3 protein-coding genes are annotated in these 2,740 nt (G+C 68.1%); 1 reads left to right on the forward strand and 2 read right to left on the reverse strand.

Annotated elements, in window-relative coordinates:
• Together QZT59_RS08720 and pyk are read right to left on the reverse strand one after the other, a co-directional pair.
• The coding region (locus QZT59_RS08720; protein WP_290814342.1) for an NfeD family protein at nt 1-474 on the reverse strand (474 nt) is incomplete at its 3' end.
• A gap of 73 nt (nt 475-547) precedes the next feature.
• A complete protein-coding gene (gene pyk, locus QZT59_RS08725) occupies nt 548-2,287 on the reverse strand; it encodes a pyruvate kinase (RefSeq protein ID WP_290814345.1) in 1,740 nt (579 codons plus the stop codon).
• A 179-nt stretch (nt 2,288-2,466) separates the two neighbouring features.
• Here pyk and QZT59_RS08730 point away from each other — a divergent pair.
• A partial coding sequence (locus QZT59_RS08730; protein WP_290814348.1) for a GYD domain-containing protein occupies nt 2,467-2,740 on the forward strand: 274 nt, incomplete at its 3' end.

The following is a 2,740-nucleotide window of genomic DNA, read 5'->3' on the forward strand; positions in this document are numbered from 1 at the left end:
AGCCACCCGAAGCACGTTTCCACCGCCCGGATCCGCCACGATCACCTCGGTTCCCTCGGGAATCTCGTCGTCCATCGACCGGGCCTGGTAGTGTGGGGAGAACCCGCCTCGATCGAGTTTCACCACGCCGCTGGTCGGCGTGACCCGTTCAGTAACCCGTCCGGTCGCGCCGCGGAGGGAGGTCGAGTCGCTGGTGCGGGCGACCCCCTTGCCGCCGTAAAAATCGAACTCCCTGTAGACGAACAGCGAGATTGCCCCCGTGATCAGGACGGTTAACGCGAGCACGAGCGACAGCCCCAGTCCACCGAGGAGGCCGATTTCGGCGAACAGCAGACCGACGATCCCCGCGACGATCAGCGCGACACCGAGGACGATGAGGTGTGCACCCGGAGCGAGCGCCTCGGCGATGGAGAGCGCGATCCCGACGGTAAGCAACAACACGGGCAAGCCGCCCGGAACGATCTCCTCCACCATGCCCCCCCTTGGGAGGCTGCGGGAAAAACACTTTCCCACCCCGACGGGTCGTTGCGGTCGATCAGTCTCTCGGCTACTGTGGGTCCATGTCTCCCTCGTAGAGGACGCCGCGTTCGCCGTCGACGGTGACGACCGTTCGATCGGGGACGCTCTCCTCGACGTGCGCGCCGCTGATCATCGGGATACCGATCTCACGGGCGACCATCGCGGCGTAGCCGGTCAGGCCCGGCCGTGCCGAGACGATCCCGCCGAGTCGGGAGAGGTCGCCCTCGAACCGCTCGGCGAAGTCAGCGCCGAGCGCGAGGATCGCACCCTCGGGAACCGCCCCGATCGCACCATCGGCCGAGCGCACGAGCGGACCCGTCGCCCGCCCGCCGACGACGCCCCGGCCGACCGCAATCGTCTCCGCCGCGACGTGGACTTTGAGCGTGTTGGTCGTTCTGGTGCCCTCGAGTTCGGTCATCATCCCCGCGAGGACGACCACGGTCCCGCCGCTCTCAGCGACACCCGCCGCGAGCGCGGCGCGGACGGCCTCGTCGATCACGGCGTCCGCCCCCTCGTCGGCGAAGGTCACGCCGGTCGGCCTGACGCCACCGGAGAGGGCGAGTCGACGACGGACTCCGTCGTCTGGGGTCGCGGCCACGACCGGGACGCCCGGACGGAACTTCGCCGTTTTTAACGCGGTGTACCCCGACTCGCTTGCGGCAACGACGGCGCTCGCTCCGATGTCGCGGGCGAGGTAGCGCGCCGAGCGTGCGAGCGCACCCGTTCGTGCCTCCGCGGTCGGCACCCGACTCTCCCGGAGTTCGACGTACTCCTCGCTGGCTTCGGCCTCGCGGACGATTCGATCCATCGCCTCGACGACCCGGACGGGATGATCGCCGATGGCGGTCTCGCCTGACAGCATCACCGCGTCGCTCCCGTCGAGGACGGCGTTCGCCACGTCGGAGGCCTCGGCACGGGTCGGCCGGCGGGCCTGAATCATCGAGTCGAGCATCTCCGTCGCGGTGATCACCGGCACGCCGGCCTCCCGACACCGCCGGATGATCCGCTTTTGGATGACCGGAACCTCCTCCATCGGGCACTCGACGCCGAGGTCCCCGCGGGCGACCATCACGCCGTACGCCGCCTCGACGATCCCGTCGAGGTTCTCGACGGCGTCCGCACGTTCGACCTTGGCGATCACCGGGATCTCGCCGCCGAACGATTCGATCGCCTCGCCGACGGCGTACAGGTCGTCCGCGTCGCCGACGAAGCTTGCCGCGACGAAGTCGGCGTCTGCCTCGACGGCGAGTTCGAGTTCTCGTCGATCCGACTCGGTCACCGGCTCCAGTGCGAGGTCGACGCCGGGGACGTTCACCCCCTCGCGGCCGTCGATCTCGCCGCCGGCATCGACGTGGACGACCACCTCGCCGCCCTCGACCGCCGTCACCGTCGTTTCGAGCCGACCGTCGTCGAGCAGGATCCGATCGCCGACGTCGACGGCGGAGACGTCAGCCGTCAGGCCAATTCGCCCCGGTGGATCACCCGCGCCGTCCACGAACCGGATCTCGGAGCCGGCATCGAGAACGACGGGATCGTCGAGCGGCCGGGTTCTGACCTCCGGTCCCTGGAGGTCGAGCATGGACGCCAGCGGCTCGTCGGTAGCGGCGTCCACCGCTCGAATCGCCCGGAGGAGCCTCCGACGGTCGGCCGTCGAACCGTGACTGGCGTTGAGCCGCGCAACCGCCATGCCGGCGTCAGCCATCGCCCGAATCGTGGCCCGGTCGTCGGACGACGGTCCCAGCGTACAGACGATCTTCGCGTTCCGCATGACCCAGGGGTAGGCGACCACTGTGCAAAAACCCTCGGGGATGGGGAGTGTATGAAACTGGTTCGGGGGCGTCTGAAACGACCCCGAGGACGGAGCGTGTACGAAACGATCGAGGCGTTTCGGTCCGGAACGTCGCGCGGACAGAACGGCTTTTTACGACTGCCGCCGAAGATGCCGGTATGCCGACGTATACGTCGCTCGTCAACGTCGATCGCGACTTTCAGAACGTCCAGGAACTCGCCTCGATCTGGGGAGAACTCCGGGCCGACATTCGGGAACTCCAACTCGACGTGGAGTTGCTCGACACCTACGCCGTCCTCGGGGATTACGATTTCATCGTGATCTTCGACGCCGCCGACCGCGACGCCGCGTTCCAGCTTGCGCTCGCCCTCCAGGGTCGTGGCTTCGACATGCAGACGATGGAGGTCGTAGACACCGACCACTTCGCGACGC

The sequence above is a fragment of the Halovivax sp. genome (genome assembly GCA_007119345.1).
Taxonomy (GTDB): domain Archaea; phylum Halobacteriota; class Halobacteria; order Halobacteriales; family Natrialbaceae; genus Halovivax.